The organism is Cupriavidus sp. 05L411 (assembly GCF_056398045.1).
In genome coordinates, this window is the sequence record NZ_JBFTOQ010000007.1 from 166600 (window position 1) to 183524 (window position 16925).

The following is a 16925-nucleotide window of genomic DNA, read 5'->3' on the forward strand; positions in this document are numbered from 1 at the left end:
CGTGCCTATCACGCCATGCGCCAGAATTTTGTGATGATTTGTACCCAGCCAACTCGGGGCTGGGATGTCACCTAGCGGGTCGCGCGGCGCTGGATCGAGGCAATGTATTGCTCGCCATCCGGCGGCAAACCGGTGCGTTGCGCCTGCCAGAGCATTTCGCCGAGGCATTCCATGACCTGATGCTGCGCTTCGTGCTGTGAGTCCAGGCGCTGCGCCAGGGATTCGTAGGCGCGGCGTATGCCGGGGGGCTGGTCAATGGAAACCTGCTCGGAAATCGACAGATGCATGGCGAGGTGCAGGAAGGGATTGGTCTGGCCGCCTTCAGGCGTGTAGTCCTGGGTGAGCGCGCCCTCCGTGTCGGTGAGCAGGCTGTGATACTCGGGATGCTCGCCGATCCAGTCGACGGCAATGACTTCGAGGGGGGTGAGGACGCTGCCTGCGCGTTGCTTCTGCCAGGCTTCACAGAAAAAACGGCGGACTTCTTCGCGGGAGGGATTGAACATGATGGCGCTATTGTAAACGAGCTCTTCCACTGCTGCAGCGCAGCGCAAACCGGCCTCCCTCACGCTGACCGAATTGGCTTGCCAGCCACTAGAATGCGGCGTTGCCCGGCGTCGCCGGGTCCATTTCCTGCCAGCACGCCGCCATGTCCGCTCCCCGTTCCTCCGCCTCCCGTGTCCGGCAGCCCCTGCGCCATGCCCGCGAGCAGCTCGCGGGCGTGTTGCTGATCGCCTTGTCGGCCAGCGCCTTTGGCGCCATGGCGATCTTCGCGCGCTTTGCTTACGACGCGGGCACCGATGTATACGGCCTGCTGGCGGTGCGTTTCGTGCTGGCCGCGGGCGCGCTGGCGCTGGCGATGCGCCTGCGCGGCGTCAGCCTGCCGGGCTGGCGCAAGGTGCTGGCGCTGGCTGCCATGGGCGGTATCGGCTATGTTGGCCAGTCCTTCTGCTTTTTCACCGCGCTCAATCATGCCCAGGCCAGCCTGGTGGCCTTGCTGCTTTACCTGTATCCGCTCTTTGTCGCCATCCTCGCCGCCGTTTTCCTCAAGGAACGGCTCGGCACCGCATCCGTGATCGCGCTCGTGCTGTGCTCGGTGGGGGCGGGGCTAACGGTGGGGGGTGGCCAGGGCTCGGCGCTGGGCATCGGGCTTGGCCTGGCCTCGGCCGCGATCTACTCGGTCTACATCATCGTGGGCGCGCGCGTGACGGCGGGCGTCAATCCTCTGGCCACTACCACCGTGGTGTGCAGTGCGGCCGCAGTGGTCTATGTCGTGGCGGGGGTGTTGCGCGCGGGCGCTGGCGTGCCGCCGCAATTCCCGCAGAGCGCCGCAGGCTGGCTGGCGCTGCTGGCGATCGCGCTGCTGTCCACGGTACTGGCGATCCTGGCCTTTTTTGCCGGCTTGCAACGGCTCGGCGCGGCGCGGGCTTCGATGTTGTCCACCCTGGAACCGGTGGTGACTGTGGTGTTGGCGGCGCTTTTGCTCGGGGAGCATGTCGGGATGACGCAGGCGCTGGGCGGCGGCTTGATCCTGGCGGGCGTGCTTTGGCTCACCAGCAAGGGTTCCGGCGCGCAGGATGTGCAACAGAATTGAACCCCTTGCTCAAATCGCTTGCGTGGCGAGGGGCGGCGTCTTAGATACAATCCGGTTCTCACTTTTTGTTCAGGAACCGACCGCATGAAACCGATCGACCAGGTTGCAATCGCCCAGCTGTTCACCGAAGCGCGTACGCACAACGTGTGGCAAGACCGCCAAGTGGACGATGCCGTGCTTCACCAGATCTATGACGCGATGAAGTTTGGCCCGACGGCTGCCAACGGTTCGCCGGCCCGCATCGTGTTCGTCAAGAGCGCGGCGGAAAAGGCTCGCCTGGTCGAGTGCGTGTCCGCAGGCAACGTCGAGAAGACCCGTTCGGCACCGGTTACCGCCATCGTCGCATTCGACAACGCCTTCCACGATCAGCTGCCCAAGCTGTTCCCGCACGCCGATGCGCGTTCGTGGTACGCCGGCCAGCCGGAAAAGATCGCCCGCGACGCGCTGATGAACAGCTCGCTGCAAGGTGGCTATTTCATCCTGGCCGCGCGCGCCCTCGGCCTGGATTGCGGCCCGATGGCCGGTTTCGATGCTGGCAAGGTGAATGCCGCCTTCTTCGCCGATGGCAAGTGGTCGGTCAATTTCCTCGTGAACCTGGGCTATGGCGAGGCCGACAAACTGTTCCCGCGCAGCCCGCGCCTGTCGTTCGACGAAGCCTGCCGCATCGTCTGAGCGCAAGCGCTGCCAGATAGGTAAAGACCCGCCTCGCGCGGGTCTTTTTTTTTGCCTGTCCGTTGCGCCTGCGCTCAGATGCGTGGCGCCTCGGTCTTCTCGCGGTATTCGCACAGCGGCTCGATCGCGCAGTGCCAGCACTCGGGCTTGCGCGCCTTGCAGACATAGCGCCCATGCAGGATCAGCCAGTGGTGCGCATCGTGCATGAATTCTTGCGGCACGGTCTTGAGCAGCTTCTGCTCCACCACTTGCACGTTCTTGCCGGGCGCCAGGCCGGTGCGGTTGGCTACCCGGAAGATGTGCGTGTCGACGGCAATGGTGGCCTCGCCGAACGCGGTATTCAGTACCACGTTGGCCGTCTTGCGGCCCACGCCCGGCAGAGCCTCCAGCGCGGCCCGGTCGCGCGGCACCTGGCCGCCGTGCTGCTCGACCAGGATGCGACAGGTTGCTATGACATGCTTGGCCTTGGTCTTGTACAGGCCGATGGTCTTGATGTACTCAATCAGCCCGTCCTCGCCCAGCGCCAGCATCTGCTCCGGGCTGTGCGCCACGGGGTAGAGCTTGCGCGTGGCCTTGTTCACGCCCACGTCAGTGGCCTGCGCGGACAGCAGCACGGCAATCAGCAGCTCGAACGGCGAGCTGTATTCCAGCTCGGTGACCGGGGTCGGGTTGACTTCGCGCAGTGTCTCGAACAAGGCGCGGCACTTGGCAGCGTTCATTAGTCCTTGGGGGCTGGGTTGGAGCCGGGCACGGCATCCGGATCGGCCTGGCCCGGTGTGGCGGTGAGGCCGGCCCTGGCGCGGCGGGCCTCGGCGGCGTCGATCTGTGCCTGCACGGCAGGGGAGACGTTCTCGGTATTGCGCGGCGGCACCGCTTGTTGCTTCAGGCGCGCCCGCTCGATGGCGGCCTGGATGATGGCCTGCTTGCGTGCCCGCGCCGCCTGTTCCTCTTCACTTTGCGGGGCTTCGGCTTGCAGCGCCTGCAGTTTGGCGGCGGCCTTGGCCGCCAAGCGCGCATCGTTCTCCTCGCGCTCGCGCACGAGCCGCGAGCGGCGGGCGAGGTAGCGCGCGTGGGCCTCGTCCGCTTGCGCCTGCGACCAGGCGGCCCAGCCGGTGCGCTGCGCGGTGACGGGAACCATGGCAATGCAGTCGACGGGGCAGGGTGCCACGCAGAGGTCGCAACCGGTGCACCAGTCCGCCAGCACGGTATGCATCTGCTTGGGCGCGCCAACGATGGCGTCGACCGGGCAAGCCTGGATGCACAGCGTGCAGCCGATGCACAGCGCTTCGTCGATCACTGCCACCGCGCGGGCCTGCTCCACGCCCCGCTCCGGGTCCAGCGGCTGCGGCGGCGTGCCGAGCAGCGCCGACAGGCGGCGGATGCCCTCTTCCCCGCCCGGCGGGCAGCGATTGCCGGCTGCTTCGCCCGTTGCCATGGCTTCGGCATAGGGACGGCAGCCGTCGAAGCCGCACTTGGTGCATTGGGTCTGCGGCAGCAGGGCTTCGAGGCGATCGGCGAGGGTCTGGGAAATGGCGGTCACGACAGCTTTTGGGGTTTGCGGGTACGGCGCGGATGCCGTTCTCTTTTTTCCTGGCCGGAACGGGCACGCGGCAGGGATTATCCCCGATTTCGCCGCAGTGCAGAAACGCGCGATGATGCGCCCTTTGCCGGGCCACTGCGCGCAAGTTGCCCTGTGCCATAATCCGCGCAACGATTCACCAGCCGTCGCATGCGAAACGAAACCAGAACCAAGCGGGACCCCGAGGGAACACGCCGCCGCATCCTTGATGCGGCCACCGAAGAATTTGCCAAGGGCGGCCTGGCAGGGGCACGCGTCGACCAGATCGCGCGCCGCGCCGAGACCAACGAGCGCATGCTGTATTACTACTATGGCAGCAAGGAAGGCCTGTTCCTGGCCGTCCTTGAAAAACAATATGCGGAGTTTCGCGCTGCCGAGGAGCAGTTGCACATCGTCGAGGAGGATCCCGTTGCGGCGGTCCGCACGCTGGCTCGCTTTGTCTGGGACTGGTACTACCGCAATCCCGAGTTCATCCGGCTGGTCAACAGCGAGAACCTGCACGAGGCGCGCCACCTGAAGAAGTCCACCCAGCTGCACCAGTTGATCAACCCGGTGGTTAACGTGCTCGCGGATATCGTCAAGCGGGGCCAGCGGCAGGGGGTGTTCCGCGACAACGTCGATGTCTCGCAGCTATATCTTACGATCTCCGCGCTTGGCTACTACGTGCTGTCCAACCGTTACACCATCAGCGCGGTGATCGGGCGCGACGTGGCGGCGCAGGATGAGCACGAGCGTTTTGCCGAGTTGCACACCGATATGCTGCTGGCTTACCTGGAGCGCCGCTAAGGCAGCTTGCAGCCCCATAAAAAAACGCCCGCAGCTTGCGGGCGTTTTTTATGGGTGCGGCGTGCAGCTTAAGCGCCGTGGCTCAACGATGCTTGAGCACGAAATCGCGCAGCTCCGGGTAAATCTCCTGGCGCCAGCGGCGGCCGGAGAAGATCCCGTAGTGGCCGCACTTGGCTGCCGTGATGTGTTGCTTGCGCGCTTTGGGAATGCCCGCGCAGAGCTCATGCGCGGCGGCGGTCTGGCCGGCGCCCGAGATGTCGTCCAACTCGCCCTCGATCGTCAGTAGCGCGGTGCCCTTGATGTCCTGCGGGCGCACCGGCTGGCCATCGATCTCCCAGGTGCCGTTGGCAAGCCGGAATTCCTGAAACACTTCGCGGATGGTGTCGAGGTAGTACTCGGCGTCCATGTCGAGCACGGCGTTGTACTCGTCGTAGAAGCGCACGTGGGCTTCCGCGTCGTCGGCATCGCCCTCGACCAGGTTCAGGTAGTAATCGTAGTGCGAGGACAGGTGGCGGTCGGGGTTCATCGCTACGAACCCGGCGTGCTGCAGGAAGCCCGGATACACCTTGCGGCCATGGCCCGGGTAGTTCGCCGGCACCGTATAGATCACATTGTTCTCGAACCACTCGAACGACTTGTTGGTCGCGAGCGAATTCACGGCCGTCGGGCTGCGCCGTGCGTCGATCGGGCCGCCCATCATGGTCATGGTCTTTGGCGTCTTCTCGCCGGCCGATGCCAGCAGGGAGATGGCCGCGAGCACCGGGACCGTAGGCTGGCACACGGAGATCACGTGCAGGTTCTCAGCGCCGATATGGCGGATGAAGTCCTGGATGTAGTGGATGTAGTCCGCCAGGCGGAAACGGCCGTTCTCGATTGGGACCATGCGGGCATCGATCCAGTCGGTCACATAGACCTTGTGGTCCTGCAGCAAGGTCTTCACGGTATCGCGCAGCAGCGTGGCATGGTGGCCCGACAGGGGGGCGCACACCAGCACCACCGGCTCATCCTTGAGCAGCTTGATGGTCTCCGGATCGTCGGCATAGCGCTTGAAGCGCACCAGCTTGCAGAAGGGCTTTTCGATGATCGTCTGTTCGACGATCGGGATGTCCCGGCCGTTGGAGCGCACCGATTTGATATCGAATTCGGGTTTTTCGTATTCCTTGCCGAGTCGGTACAGCAACTCGTAGCCGGCAGCCAGTCGCGTGGCGCCGGGCACCAGGGACATCGGGCTCAGGGGATTGGTAAAGGTCTTGGCCGTAGCCTGCGCCCATGCGGTAAGCGGGTGCAGCATCGAGCGCTGGAATTCATGCAGCTGGTAAAGCATGACGTGGTCCCTATCAGGCTGGGGGCGAAGCTGGAATTCAACGCCTGGACAATACAAATACAACAAACACAGTTGCTAATGTGTTACCGATTATGCGCGTAATCGAACGATCGTGCGATGCAGCATATACCCTAAGGTACGCTCGCATCGGAAAAAGACAATAGGACAAACACTGTACTTCTCGATGACAAATGCAAAAGAACGTGAAAAATTGTCATGAGATACTAAAAAGGCGACCGAAGTCGCCTTTTTGTGCACTTTTACGTATTTTGCGTTACAGCACGGCGGCGATGGCGTTGACCACCGCGTCAATGTTGCGGCTGTTCAGCGCGGCCACGCAGATGCGGCCGGTGCCCACGGCGTAGATGCCGTGCTCGTTGCGCAGCACGTCGACCTGGGCCGAGTTCAGGCCCGAGTACGAGAACATGCCGCGCTGGGACTTGACGAAGGAGAAGTCGCCCGGCACGCCCTTGGCGGCCAGCTTGTCCACCAGCGCATGGCGCATCAGCTTGATACGGTCGCGCATCTCGCCCAGTTCCTGCTCCCACATGGCGCGCAGCTCCGGGCTGTTCAGCACGGTGGCGACCACGGTGCCGCCGTGGGTCGGCGGGTTGGAGTAGTTGGTGCGGATGACGCGTTTGACCTGCGACATCACGCGCTGGGCTTCTTCCTTGCCCGTGGTGACGATCGACAGCGCGCCCACGCGCTCGCCGTACAGCGAGAAGCTCTTCGAGAACGAGCTCGACACGAAGAACGGCAGGCCGGATTCGGCGAACAGGCGCACGGCGGCGCCGTCCGGCTCGATGCCTTCCGCGAAGCCCTGGTAGGCCATGTCGAGGAACGGGATCAGGTTGCGTTCCTTGATCAGTTCCACGACTTGCTCCCACTGCTCGGCCGACAGGTCAACGCCGGTCGGGTTGTGGCAGCAAGCGTGCAGCACCACGATGGTGTTGGCGGCGTACGACTTGAGCGACTCCACCATGCCGGCGAAATTCAGGCCGTGGCTGGCAGCATCGTAGTAGGCGTAGTTGATCACGGGGAAACCGGCTGCCTCGAACAGGGCACGGTGGTTTTCCCAGCTCGGGTCGCTGATGGCGACCTTGGCGTCCGGGTACAGGCGCTTGAGGAAGTCGGCGCCGATCTTCAGCGCGCCGGTGCCGCCGAGTGCCTGGGCGGTCACAACACGGCCTTCGGTGATCAGCGGCGATTCCTTGCCGAACAGCAGGGTCTGCACGGCCTGGTCATAGGCGGCGATGCCTTCGATCGGCAGGTAGCCACGCGGGGTGGCGGTGGTCAGGCGGGCCTTCTCGGCTTCCTGCACGGCGCGCAGCAGAGGGATTTTCCCTTCGTCGGTGAAGTACACGCCAACACCCAGATTGACCTTGGTGGCACGGGTATCGGCATTGAAGGCTTCATTCAGGCCCAGGATCGGGTCGCGCGGGGCCATCTCGACGGCAGAAAACAAACTCATTTGGGATCTCGTGGTCAGCTATGTAACAAAACGGGAAGGCGTAGAATGCTCCGGACTGCGCTCGGGAGTGCGGGCGACCCCCATCTTGATACCTGGCCGCCAACCCCAAGATTCTAGCGTATCTGCCCGTTTTCCTGAGGTTTTCCCCTACCAGCTTATGTCGAATCTCGTTGAAGTCGCGCCCGCGCTGGATGAAGAGAAGTTCGCGACCTTTCCCGGCTCGCCGTTCCAGCTTTACCAGCCCTATCTGCCGGCGGGCGATCAGCCCGAGGCGATCCGCCAGCTGGTCGAGGGTGTGGAGGACGGCCTGTCCTACCAGACCCTGCTGGGGGTGACCGGTTCGGGCAAGACCTTCACCATGGCCAACGTGATTGCCCGCATGGGCCGTCCGGCCATCGTGTTCGCGCCCAACAAGACGCTGGCCGCGCAGCTGTATTCCGAGTTCCGTGAGTTCTTCCCGCGCAATGCCGTGGAGTACTTCGTCAGCTATTACGACTACTACCAGCCCGAAGCCTACGTGCCGCAGCGCGACCTGTTCATCGAGAAGGATTCCTCGATCAACGAGCATATCGAGCAGATGCGGCTGTCGGCCACCAAGAGCCTGCTGGAGCGGCGCGACACCATCATCGTGGCCAGCGTCTCGGCCATCTACGGTATCGGCAACCCGTCCGAGTATCACAAGATGATCCTGACACTGCGCACTGGCGACAAGATCGGCCAGCGCGACGTGATCGCGCGCCTGATCGCCATGCAGTACACCCGCAACGAGACCGATTTCCAGCGCGGCACCTTCCGCGTGCGCGGCGATACACTGGATATCTTCCCCGCCGAGCATGCCGAGCTGGCGGTGCGCGTCGACATGTTCGACGACGAGATCGATTCGCTGCAGTTCTTCGACCCGCTCACCGGGCGGGTGCGGCAGAAGATCCCGCGCTTCACGGTCTATCCGTCGAGCCACTACGTGACCCCGCGCGAGACCGTGCTGCGGGCGATCGAGGACATCAAGGTAGAGCTGCGCGAGCGCCTGGACTTCTTCTATAAGGAGAACAAGCTGGTGGAGGCGCAGCGGCTGGAGCAGCGCTCCCGCTTCGACCTGGAAATGCTCTCCGAGCTCGGGTTCTGCAAGGGCATCGAGAATTACTCACGCCACCTGTCGGGCGCCAAGCCGGGCGATCCGCCGCCAACGCTGGTCGACTACCTGCCGCAGGACGCGTTGATGTTCCTGGACGAGTCGCACGTGCTGATGGGTCAGTTCAACGGCATGTACAACGGCGACAAGGCGCGCAAGACGACCTTGGTCGACTATGGCTTCCGGCTGCCGTCCGCTCTGGACAACCGCCCCCTCAAGTTCTCGGAGTTCGAGGGCAAGATGCGGCAGGTGATGTTTGTCTCCGCCACGCCGTCCAATTACGAGAACGAGCATGCGGGCCAGGTGGTGGAGCAGGTGGTGCGGCCCACCGGCCTGGTCGATCCGATCATCCACGTGCGTCCCGCGACCACGCAGGTCGACGACTTGCTGTCAGAGATCCACCAGAAGGTCTCCGTCGGTGAGCGCGTGCTGGTGACCACGCTGACCAAGCGCATGTCCGAGCAGCTCACGGAGTTCCTGACAGAGAACGGCGTCAAGGTGCGTTACCTGCACTCGGACATCGATACGGTGGAGCGCGTGGAGATCATTCGCGACCTCCGCCTGGGTACCTTCGACGTGCTGGTCGGCATCAACCTGCTGCGCGAGGGCCTGGATATTCCGGAAGTCTCGCTGGTGGCGATTCTCGACGCTGACAAGGAAGGCTTCCTGCGCGCCGAGCGTTCGCTGATCCAGACCATCGGCCGCGCGGCCCGTAACGTCAACGGCACCGCCATCCTGTACGCGGACCGGATGACCGATTCGATGAAGCGGGCGATCGGTGAGACGGAGCGCCGCCGCGCCAAGCAGATCGCGTTCAATGAAGCCAATGGCATCGTGCCGCGCGGCGTGGTCAAGCGCATCAAGGACATCATCGACGGGGTCTACGACCCGGGCGAGGTCAAGGCCGAGCTGCTGGCCGCGGAAGAGCGCGCCAAGTACGAGGACATGAGCGAGAAGCAGGTTGCGAAGGAGATCAAGCGGCTGGAGAAGCAGATGTTCGAGCACGCCAAGAATCTCGAGTTCGAGAAGGCCGGGCAGGTGCGCGATCAGTTGGCCAAGCTCAAGCGCCAGATCTTTGGCGCCAGCGGCGATGGGGAGCACCTGCCGCCGGCTGCCGCTGCCGCGTCCTGAGGGTGTGGGCCCTGCCTCGCCCACACGCCTGCGGGATGCGGGCGCGCGGCTTGGCTACCGCCTATAGTTGGAATCCCGGACAGTGGTGAGGAGATGGTCCATGGTCAAGTTCGCTCTGTGGGTTCCGCTGCATGCGAAGCCCGGCAAGGAAAAGGAAGTCGAGGAATTCCTGCTCGCCGGCTTGCCGCTGGTGCAGGCCGAAGCCGGCACCACGGCATGGTTTGCGCTGCGGCTCGGGCCATCCATGTTCGGCATTTTCGATGCGTTTCCCGATGAGGCGGGGCGCAACGCCCATCTCTCCGGCAAGGTGGCCGAGGCCCTGATGGCCAAGGCGCCCGACCTGTTCGCCAAGCCGCCTTCTATCGAAAAGCTGGATGTGCTGGCGGCCAAGCTGCCCTGAGCCGATTTGCCTGCTAGCCCTTCGGGGGCAGCGAGCGCAAACGCTTGTTGACTTCCAGCAGGGTGCCGCACTGGTCGGCGCTGGCGGCCTCGCGCTCGCTGATGAAGTCCACGATGGCGCGCAGCGGTTCGCGCTGCGCGGCGCATGCGTTGGCCGGCGCCGGTGTCGCGGCAGGGGCTGAGGCAGGGCAGGTGGCACCGATTTCTTTCTCCAGGCTATGCCGGACCACTGTGAGCAGGCTTTCGCAGCCTGCGCCGGAGGCGGCGTCCGCGGACGGTTCGGCGGCGTCGGCCAGGTTTGCGCAAAGCAGAAGAGGTGCCAGGAGGAGTGGGCTGAGGCGGAGGTTCACCGCGCGATTATGCGGTGGGCGGCACCTTTGCGGCATTTTTTTTGCCAGGCGGCTTCAACCGGCGTGCTGGCCGCTCGCGTGAGCGCCGACCTGCGGGCAGGGCTGTAGAATCCGGCTTCGTTGTGGCAGCCGCGCCCGGTGCGCTGGCTGCAAGGCCATCGCGCGTGCCGCGTTTTGTCGTCTTGCTTTCGGCGCTGGATAGCGCCACACCCCTATGAAGAAATACGCCATTCTGATGTGTTGCATGGGCAATATTTGCCGTTCTCCGACCGCGGAGGGCGTGCTGCGCGCCAAGCTGGATGCGGTCGGCCTGGCAGATCTGGTCGAGCTGGATTCCGCCGGCACGCATGGCTATCACATTGGGCGCGCGCCAGATGCGCGCTCCCAGCGTCATGCGCTGGCTCGTGGCTATGACCTCTCCGCGCAACGCGCGCGCCAGGCCGTGGTGCAGGATTTCGCCCGTTTTGACCTGCTGCTGGCCATGGACCAGGACAACCTCGCGGCGCTGCGCGCCATCTGCCCGCCTGGCAGCCAGGACAAGCTGCACCTGCTGATGCATTTCGCCAGCCGGCACGCCGCGGACGAAGTGCCGGATCCCTATTACGGCGAGGGTGATGGCTTCGAGCGCGTGCTTGACTATGTCGAGGACGCCTGCGATGGCGTGATCGCCATGCTGCGAGCCAAGGGGCTTGGCGGCGCCACCTGATCGCGCTCGCCCGCCCTTGCAGCCTTTCCATTACTTTCACGAGAATTCATGTTTCGTTCCCTGTTCCGCAAATGGCGCGAGTCGCGCAATGCCAGCCTGCAACTCGACGCAATCCTGGCGGCAGCGGACCCGGAGGCGCCGCTGGCGGACCGTAACGGCTGGCTGATCGAGCTGGGCTACTGGATCCGGCGCGACGGGCTGCCAGGCGCCGAAGGCGTGGCGGCCGACAAGAGCCGCCGGGAGCACGTGCGGCTGCGCTACCTGCTGCAGGTGCTTGGCCGCAATCCGGAAGTGGCGGGGCGCTTTGCCCGCATGGCGCGTTCCATCGTGCGCGATAACGATCCGGTCACTTTGCTGTGCGACACCGGCGTGGCTTCCCACCCGGGCTTCTGGAGCGAGGTGCTGAACCGGCTGCAGGCGCGGTTCCTGCCCCCTCCGCCCAACCGCAGCGATATGGCAGGCCTGTTCGCGCTGCTGTTTATCGATGACAACGATGCCGACTGGGTCGAGGCGCTCGATGGCGACCTGCTCGAGCGGCTGGCCGCCGTGCTGCGCACCGATGACCCGCAAGTGCCGGGCGATGCTGCCGCGCCGCCCGAATGGGATCGTTTCGACGGCACGCTGGCCACCAGCATCCAGGTGCTGGTCAGCCAGGTGCGTGCTACCGGCCTGAGCCAGGCGATTCGCTCGCGCCTCAAGGGCAAGGTGCAGGACACGCCGTTTTTCCGGCTGGACAGCGCCGTGCAAGCCTTGTGCGAAGAGGAGGAGGCGCCGCGTGGCGGCGAGGCTTTTGCGCACCGGCTCAACTATTTCCGCGCGTTGCTCGATGGCTGCCACCAGGCGGCTCAGCGTGTGTACGACGACCTGGAGGAGAACGGCGTCTCGGTGGAGGTGGTGTTCCAGATCGAGCGCATGAAGGTCCGGCTCGCGCGCATCGAGCTGTTGCTGGCTACCTGGGTCGAGCCACAGCGGCGCGGCCGGCACGCCCACCTGATCGCGGCACTGATCCGCTCCACCCAGGCGCGGCGTAGCATCGGGCACCTGGCGGGCACCTCGTTTTCGCAATTGGCGCGCAAGGTGGTTGAGCGCTCGGCCGAGACCGGCGAGCACTACATTACGCGCGATCGCCGCGAGTATCGCGAGCTGATGCAGGCCGCTGCCGGTGGTGGCTTGATCACCGTCGGCACGGTCTATCTCAAGTTCCTGATCTATGGGCTGCACCTGGACAAGTTCATCGAGGGCCTGCTGGCCTCGCTCAACTATGCGGGCAGCTTCCTGGTGATCCACTTCGCGCATTTCACGCTGGCCACCAAGCAGCCAGCGATGACCGGCCCGGCGCTGGCGCACCGGCTCGATGCGGTCGGCAGGCCGGAGGGGCGGGAGATCTTCGTTGACGACACCATCGCCATGATCCGTTCAAACGCCGCAGCGATTTTCGGCAACCTGGCGGTGGTGTTCCCGGTGGCGATGGGCATCCAGTGGCTCGCCAACCGCATCCTGGGTGCCAACCTGATCACACCCGCCAAGGCGATCGCCACCATCGAGTCGTTTTCCATTCTTGGCCCCACGCCGATCTACGCGATCTTCACGGGGGTACTCTTGTGGCTGTCCAGCCTCGTGGCGGGCTGGGCCGACAACTGGTTCGCGCTGCACAAGGTGCATGACGTGATGGCGTACAACCGCCGCCTGCGCTATGTGCTGGGCGCGCAGGGCGCCACGCGGATGGCGGACTTCTGGAAACGCAATATGTCGGGGATCGCTGCCAATGTGTCGCTGGGGCTGCTGCTCGGGCTGGGGCCGGAGATCCTCAGCTTCTTCGGCCCCCACATGGAAGTGCGGCACGTCACATTGTCGACCGGCTCGGTGGGCACCGCGATCGGCGTGCTGGGCTTTGCCGTGCTGAAGATGCCGTCGTTCTGGCTGGCGGTGGCGGGCATTGCGCTGATGGGGCTGCTGAACGTCGCGGTGAGCTTCGCGCTGGCTTTCAATATGGCGTTGCGCTCGCGCAGCCTGCGCCGGGTGGATCGCCGGGCGCTGAGTTCAGCCGTGCGGCGGCGCATTCTGAAACACCCCTGGTCACTGATTGTGCCGCCGCGCGCGCCCGTTGGCGCGGCCTCGGCGGAGCAGGGGCAGGTTTGATGCGATGCGGCAGGGGTACTTGACTGAATTAGTCGACTTCTTTTATACTTGACCAAAATGATCAAGTACTCCCCAGCATCATGAGACTGACGACCAAAGGCCGCTTCGCGGTAACCGCCATGATTGACTTGGCCATGCGCCAGGATCAGGGCCCCGTTACGCTAGCGGGCATCAGCCAGCGCCAGAAAATATCCCTCTCTTACCTCGAGCAGCTGTTCGGTAAGCTGCGCCGCCACGAGATCGTGGAAAGCGTGCGCGGCCCGGGCGGCGGCTACAGTCTTGCCCGCAAGGCGGAAGACGTGACGGTGGCCGACATCATCATCGCGGTCGATGAGCCGCTCGACGCCACGCAATGCGGCGGAAAGGGCAATTGTAACGGAGATGAGGGAACCGGTCGCTGCATGACCCACGAACTGTGGGCCACGCTGAACCAGAAAATGGTCGAGTATCTCGATTCCGTCTCCCTGAAGAACCTGGTCGATCAGCAGCGCGCCAAGTGTCCCGCGGTGTTGCACGACATGCGTGAGGAGTCGGCTGCGCAAACCGTGGCCGCGCCGATCGGCAAGGCGGACAAGCAGGAAAAGCCCGCGCGTCCGCGGGTGGTGAATTCGGTTTTCAGCCTGGCTCAGTCGTAAGACGGGCAGCCGGCAAGAGAACAGAGAGCAACGTCAAGCATAGCGGTCCCTAAAAGGCAGTCATAACGATGAGCACCCCACATTTCCCCATCTACATGGATTACTCAGCCACCACGCCGGTAGACCCGCGCGTGGCGGACAAGATGATTCCGTACTTGCGTGAACAGTTCGGCAATCCGGCTTCGCGCAGCCACGCCTACGGCTGGGATGCCGAGCGCGCGGTGGAAGAAGCGCGTGAGCAGGTGGCGGCACTGGTGGGCGCCGATCCGCGCGAGATTGTGTGGACATCGGGCGCAACCGAGTCCAACAACCTCGCCATCAAGGGCGCGGCCAATTTCTATTCGGGCAAGGGCAAGCACCTGATCACGGTGAAGACCGAGCACAAGGCTGTGCTCGACACCACCCGTGAGCTGGAGCGCCAGGGCTTCGAGGTGACCTACCTCGACGTGCAGGACAATGGCCTGGTCGACATCGAAGTGCTCAAGGCGGCGATCCGCCCTGACACGATCCTGGTGTCGGTGATGCTGGTCAACAACGAGATCGGGGTGATCCAGGACGTGGCGCAGATCGGCGAGATCTGCCGCGCCAAGGGCATCATCTTCCATTGCGACGCGGCCCAGGCCACCGGCAAGGTAGCGATCGACCTGAACACGCTGAAGTGCGACCTGATGTCGTTCTCGGCACACAAGACCTACGGCCCGAAGGGCGTGGGCGCGCTGTACGTACGCCGCAAGCCGCGCGTGCGCCTGGAAGCGCAGATGCACGGCGGCGGTCACGAGCGCGGCATGCGTTCGGGCACGCTGGCCACGCATCAGATCGTGGGCATGGGCGAAGCCTTCCGCATCGCCCGTGAGGAAATGGCTACGGAAAACGAACGTATCCGCATGCTGCGTGATCGCTTGTGGCGTGGCCTGTCGGGCATGGAAGAGGTCTACCTGAACGGCGACCTGGAACAACGCGTGCCGCATAACCTCAATGTCAGCTTCAACTTCGTCGAAGGCGAATCGCTGATTATGGCGATCAAGGACGTGGCGGTGTCGTCGGGCTCGGCTTGCACCTCGGCGTCGCTGGAGCCTTCGTACGTGCTGCGCGCCCTGGGCCGCAATGACGAACTCGCGCACAGTTCTATCCGTTTCACGGTGGGCCGTTTCACCACCGAGGAAGAAGTCGATTACACCGTGGAATTGCTCAAGAGCAAGATCGCCAAGCTGCGCGATTTGTCGCCGCTGTGGGAAATGTTCAAGGACGGTGTGGACCTGAATTCCATCCAGTGGGCCGCGCACTAAGCACCAAGCGCCAAGACCCACGCAAGACCCCATAAATACCGATACGCCAAGAGGTAGCCAAAATGTCATACAGCACCAAGGTTCTCGACCACTATGAAAACCCCCGCAACGTTGGCTCGTTCGACAAGAACGACGACGCGGTGGGCACCGGCATGGTTGGCGCGCCCGCTTGCGGCGACGTCATGAAGCTGCAGATCAAGGTCAACGAAGCTGGCGTGATCGAAGACGCCAAGTTCAAGACCTATGGCTGCGGCTCGGCCATCGCGTCCTCCTCGCTCGTGACCGAATGGGTCAAGGGCAAGACCGTGGATCAGGCACTGGAAATCAAGAACACGCACATCGCCGAAGAACTGGCGTTGCCGCCGGTGAAGATCCACTGCTCCATCCTGGCCGAAGATGCCATCAAGGCAGCGGTCGAGGACTACAAGAAGAAGCACGAAGGCGCCGAGCAGAAGGCCGCCTGAGTTCCGCGTTCAATCAAGGGATGAAGCAGCGATGATCACGCTTACCGAGAAGGCCGCCAAGCATGTGGCGCGCTACCTGGACCGCCGCGGCAAGGGCGTTGGACTGCGCCTCGGCGTCAAGACCACCGGCTGCTCGGGCCTGGCCTACAAGCTGGAGTACGTCGACGACCTGTTGCCGGAAGACAGCGTGTTCGAGTCGCACGGCATCAAGGTGATCGTCGATCCCAAGAGCTTGCCGTATATCGATGGCACCGAGCTCGATTTCGCGCGTGAAGGCCTGAACGAGGGGTTCCGCTTCAACAACCCCAACGTCAAGGATGAGTGCGGTTGCGGAGAGTCGTTCCGGGTTTGAGCGTGCTGGCATCAGCACGCGGGATACGATGAAACGCAGCATTGTCGGCTTTCACCAGGACGAGGAAAGCCACTGGGTGGCGGAACTCGATTGCGGGCATGGCCAGCATATGCGCCATGACCCGCCCTGGCAGATGCGTCCGTGGACGCTGACGCTGCAGGGGCGTGCGGCCAGGATGGGCGAGCTGGTGAACTGCCTGAAATGCGATCGGGCGGAGCCGCCGGCGGATTGGGCGGGCAGCGGCGCAAAGCGCGCTGCCTGACCGGATCAGCCGCCACATTGCTGCGGCCTGTGCCGCGCGGTCAGCGTGCCGCTTTCACGCTGAAGGAAGTTCAAAGGGGCGGCGCAGCCGCTCCTTTTTGTTGGGGAAGGTGTTGAAAGACGATTATTTCGCGCTGTTCGGCCTGCCGGTCGGATATGCAGTCGACGAGGCGGCGCTGGACGCCGCCTACCTGACCGTGCAATCGCGGGCGCACCCGGACCGCTTTGCCAATGCCGGCGATGCCGAGCGGCGCGTGGCCATGCAATGGGCCGCGCATGCCAACGAGGCGTACCGCACGCTGCGCCAGCCGCTCAAGCGCGCGATCTACCTGCTGACGCTGCGTGGCGTGGACATCCAGGCCGAGAGCAATACTGCCATGGCGCCCGCCTTCCTGATGCAGCAGATGGAATGGCGCGAGGCCCTGCAGGAAGCGGTTGAAGAGAATGATGTTGCGCGCCTCGATGCGCTTCTGCGTGAGTTGCGTGGCGAGAAGCGCGAGCGCCACGCGGCGCTGGGTGCGCTGCTCGATGCCGGCGATAACGCGGGTGCTGGCAGCGCGGCCAGGCAATTGATGTTCATCGAGAAAATCGAGCACGACACCAGCGAGGCGATCGACCGCCTGGAAGGCTAGGGTTCCCTGAGGGACTCC

At 64.1% G+C, this 16925-nt stretch carries 19 protein-coding genes; 13 read left to right on the forward strand and 6 right to left on the reverse strand.

Annotated elements, in window-relative coordinates; genetic code table 11:
* Positions 1 to 71 precede the first annotated feature (71 nt).
* Positions 72 to 503, reverse strand: a complete 432-nt coding sequence (locus tag AC1DQR_RS10450) for a DUF1841 family protein (protein WP_416050456.1) — start codon at positions 501 to 503, stop codon at positions 72 to 74.
* 143 nt (positions 504 to 646) lie between these two features.
* On the opposite strand from AC1DQR_RS10450, the gene AC1DQR_RS10455 reads away from it, so the two are divergent.
* Entirely contained in the window at positions 647 to 1591 is a 945-nt protein-coding gene (locus AC1DQR_RS10455) for a DMT family transporter (protein WP_477132961.1), read from the forward strand.
* An 84-nt stretch (positions 1592 to 1675) separates the two neighbouring features.
* Complete coding sequence (locus AC1DQR_RS10460) at positions 1676 to 2263, forward strand: malonic semialdehyde reductase (RefSeq protein WP_043344864.1); 588 nt, start codon at positions 1676 to 1678, stop codon at positions 2261 to 2263.
* Between the two features lie 74 nt (positions 2264 to 2337).
* Here AC1DQR_RS10460 and nth read toward each other — a convergent pair whose 3' ends face one another.
* Positions 2338 to 2982 carry an endonuclease III gene (gene nth / locus AC1DQR_RS10465; protein ID WP_267606086.1) on the reverse strand — a complete coding sequence of 215 codons (645 nt, stop codon included), beginning with the start codon at positions 2980 to 2982 and terminating at the stop codon, positions 2338 to 2340.
* Complete coding sequence (gene rsxB / locus AC1DQR_RS10470) at positions 2982 to 3803, reverse strand: electron transport complex subunit RsxB (protein ID WP_416048063.1); 822 nt, start codon at positions 3801 to 3803, stop codon at positions 2982 to 2984. Before rsxB ends, nth begins: the two co-directional genes overlap by 1 nt.
* 189 nt (positions 3804 to 3992) lie before the next feature.
* Between rsxB and AC1DQR_RS10475 the strand changes: the two genes are divergently transcribed.
* Complete coding sequence (locus AC1DQR_RS10475) at positions 3993 to 4628, forward strand: TetR/AcrR family transcriptional regulator (RefSeq protein ID WP_043344870.1); 636 nt, start codon at positions 3993 to 3995, stop codon at positions 4626 to 4628.
* A gap of 82 nt (positions 4629 to 4710) precedes the next feature.
* On the opposite strand, the gene AC1DQR_RS10480 is transcribed toward AC1DQR_RS10475, so the two are convergent.
* Together AC1DQR_RS10480 and AC1DQR_RS10485 are read right to left on the reverse strand one after the other, a co-directional pair.
* Complete coding sequence (locus tag AC1DQR_RS10480) at positions 4711 to 5952, reverse strand: polyhydroxyalkanoate depolymerase (RefSeq protein ID WP_416048064.1); 1242 nt, start codon at positions 5950 to 5952, stop codon at positions 4711 to 4713.
* Positions 5953 to 6226: 274 nt separating this feature from the next.
* Positions 6227 to 7423 carry an amino acid aminotransferase gene (locus AC1DQR_RS10485; protein WP_416048065.1) on the reverse strand — a complete coding sequence of 399 codons (1197 nt, stop codon included), beginning with the start codon at positions 7421 to 7423 and terminating at the stop codon, positions 6227 to 6229.
* Positions 7424 to 7580: 157 nt separating this feature from the next.
* Between AC1DQR_RS10485 and uvrB the strand changes: the two genes are divergently transcribed.
* Positions 7581 to 9683 carry an excinuclease ABC subunit UvrB gene (uvrB, locus tag AC1DQR_RS10490; protein WP_477132962.1) on the forward strand — a complete coding sequence of 701 codons (2103 nt, stop codon included), beginning with the start codon at positions 7581 to 7583 and terminating at the stop codon, positions 9681 to 9683.
* Positions 9684 to 9783: 100 nt separating this feature from the next.
* On the forward strand, positions 9784 to 10083 hold the full coding sequence (locus AC1DQR_RS10495) for a putative quinol monooxygenase (protein ID WP_150983831.1): 300 nt from the start codon (positions 9784 to 9786) through the stop codon (positions 10081 to 10083).
* A gap of 13 nt (positions 10084 to 10096) precedes the next feature.
* On the opposite strand, the gene AC1DQR_RS10500 is transcribed toward AC1DQR_RS10495, so the two are convergent.
* On the reverse strand, positions 10097 to 10432 hold the full coding sequence (locus tag AC1DQR_RS10500) for a hypothetical protein (RefSeq protein WP_416048067.1): 336 nt from the start codon (positions 10430 to 10432) through the stop codon (positions 10097 to 10099).
* Between the two features lie 214 nt (positions 10433 to 10646).
* On the opposite strand from AC1DQR_RS10500, the gene AC1DQR_RS10505 reads away from it, so the two are divergent.
* From AC1DQR_RS10505 to hscB, 8 genes are all read left to right on the forward strand, one after another.
* On the forward strand, positions 10647 to 11138 hold the full coding sequence (locus AC1DQR_RS10505) for a low molecular weight protein-tyrosine-phosphatase (RefSeq protein WP_416048068.1): 492 nt from the start codon (positions 10647 to 10649) through the stop codon (positions 11136 to 11138).
* Between the two features lie 48 nt (positions 11139 to 11186).
* On the forward strand, positions 11187 to 13277 hold the full coding sequence (locus AC1DQR_RS10510) for a site-specific recombinase (RefSeq protein WP_477132963.1): 2091 nt from the start codon (positions 11187 to 11189) through the stop codon (positions 13275 to 13277).
* A gap of 80 nt (positions 13278 to 13357) precedes the next feature.
* Positions 13358 to 13912 carry a Fe-S cluster assembly transcriptional regulator IscR gene (gene iscR, locus AC1DQR_RS10515; RefSeq protein ID WP_174422841.1) on the forward strand — a complete coding sequence of 185 codons (555 nt, stop codon included), beginning with the start codon at positions 13358 to 13360 and terminating at the stop codon, positions 13910 to 13912.
* Positions 13913 to 13974: 62 nt separating this feature from the next.
* Positions 13975 to 15198 (forward strand): IscS subfamily cysteine desulfurase, encoded by a 1224-nt coding sequence (locus AC1DQR_RS10520; RefSeq protein WP_318230773.1) that lies wholly within the window; start codon positions 13975 to 13977, stop codon positions 15196 to 15198.
* Positions 15199 to 15260: 62 nt separating this feature from the next.
* The gene (iscU, locus tag AC1DQR_RS10525) at positions 15261 to 15662 is read left to right on the forward strand and encodes a Fe-S cluster assembly scaffold IscU (RefSeq protein ID WP_006160178.1); all 402 of its coding nucleotides are present in this window, start codon (positions 15261 to 15263) and stop codon (positions 15660 to 15662) included.
* A 31-nt stretch (positions 15663 to 15693) separates the two neighbouring features.
* On the forward strand, positions 15694 to 16014 hold the full coding sequence (gene iscA, locus AC1DQR_RS10530; RefSeq protein ID WP_017229301.1) for an iron-sulfur cluster assembly protein IscA: 321 nt from the start codon (positions 15694 to 15696) through the stop codon (positions 16012 to 16014).
* A 28-nt stretch (positions 16015 to 16042) separates the two neighbouring features.
* Positions 16043 to 16276, forward strand: a complete 234-nt coding sequence (locus AC1DQR_RS10535; protein WP_416048070.1) for a DUF3565 domain-containing protein — start codon at positions 16043 to 16045, stop codon at positions 16274 to 16276.
* A gap of 112 nt (positions 16277 to 16388) precedes the next feature.
* Positions 16389 to 16907 carry a Fe-S protein assembly co-chaperone HscB gene (hscB, locus tag AC1DQR_RS10540; protein WP_416048071.1) on the forward strand — a complete coding sequence of 173 codons (519 nt, stop codon included), beginning with the start codon at positions 16389 to 16391 and terminating at the stop codon, positions 16905 to 16907.
* Positions 16908 to 16925 lie beyond the last annotated feature (18 nt).